Genomic DNA, 1264 nt, shown 5'->3' with positions numbered 1-1264 from the left:
TGTCTAGTCCTGAAATAGGTTTACACCTGTTTCACCCCAACGCCCGATGCACTGCATCGGGCGTTTTGTATTTCAAGGAAAGATGCGGGCGCTCTTGGTTGTAGATCAGGATTGCTTCCCGCACCATCTGCTCCGCTTGTTCCAGGTCTGTCGGCCGGTGGAGCAACAGTTCTGTTTTCAAGATGCCATTAACCCGCTCTGCCAAGGCGTTTTGGTAGCAGTCGTAGCCATCGGTCATTGAACACGTGATGTCGTGCTTGGCATGGAGTTTTTGATACAGCGCCGAGCAGTACTGCACACCTCGATCCGAGTGATGAACCAGTTTCTGTCGTGTTCGACGTGTTTTCAACGCCATGCGTAAGGCCTGGGCCACCGAGTCGGCGTGAAGGCTGCCGTGCACGTGATACCCGACAATTTTTCTTGAGAAGGCGTCTGTTATCAGGCTCAGGTAAACCGGATCATCACGCTTGGTGGATAGGTAAGTAATATCGGCCACCCAGACCTGTTCCGGACCGCTCGCGATGACTTGCTGCGGGCCTGGCTTTAGCAGATTGGGATGGCAGTGAAAGTGATGATGGCTGTCGGTCGTCTTGTGATACGCCCGTTTCCTACGAACCAACTGTCGGTGCTCACGCAGCACCTCAAACAAGCGATCACGGCCAACATGCAGCTCAGGCTTCTCAAGCTCTGCGTGCATCAATGACTGGAGTTTGCGTGTGCCGATGCAGGGTTGGCGCACTCGAATTGCCTGCACAAACTTGATGAGTTTCTGATCTTGATCGACTCGAGCCCGATAGACGCGATCACGCTTGTAAAAGGCTTGGCGACTGATCCCCATAAACTGGCAAGCCCTGCTGACACTCAGGGTTTGGGTTTGCGCAACGACTTGCCGGGCCGCTTTTTTACGACGGATACGCCGTAGTCGTTCTTCAGAACCTCGACCACGTCTTCGAAGAATTTGGCTTTCTGATTCGCCAGCGCCAACTGCTCCTCAAGCTCTTTGATTCTCTGCTCGGGAGTTAATGGCAAATTAGGCTCATCCATCGGTCGGACCCTCTGGGAGCGAATGGAAGCGCCTTGGCTCCAGTCCTGTCGACCATGCTTGCGTAACCAGACCAACACCGTCGACCGGCCCTGGATCCCATAGCGCCGTTGAGCCTCTTTATAACTCAACTCGCCTTTTTCGACCTGATCGACAACCGACAATTTAAAAGTCAGCGTGTAATCGCGCTGACTGCGTTTTGCGCCCGTATCCATTGCACCC

At 53.9% G+C, this 1264-nt stretch carries 1 protein-coding gene and 1 pseudogene; both read right to left on the bottom strand.

The window, feature by feature from the left end; genetic code table 11:
• Positions 1-31: 31 nt before the first annotated feature.
• Positions 32-913, bottom strand: coding sequence for an IS3 family transposase (locus ACM6I0_RS18965; protein ID WP_285435476.1), 882 nt, complete (start codon positions 911-913; stop codon positions 32-34).
• Positions 862-1264: pseudogene (locus ACM6I0_RS18960) on the bottom strand (helix-turn-helix domain-containing protein); the annotation flags it as partial. The gene ACM6I0_RS18965 and the pseudogene ACM6I0_RS18960, both read right to left, overlap by 52 nt.

The sequence above is a fragment of the Pseudomonas sp. IT-P294 genome (genome assembly GCF_949767865.1).
Taxonomy (GTDB): Bacteria; Pseudomonadota; Gammaproteobacteria; order Pseudomonadales; family Pseudomonadaceae; genus Aquipseudomonas.
The sequence above is the reverse complement of the archived record's forward strand: the minus strand, read 5'-3'. Positions and strand labels throughout refer to the sequence as shown.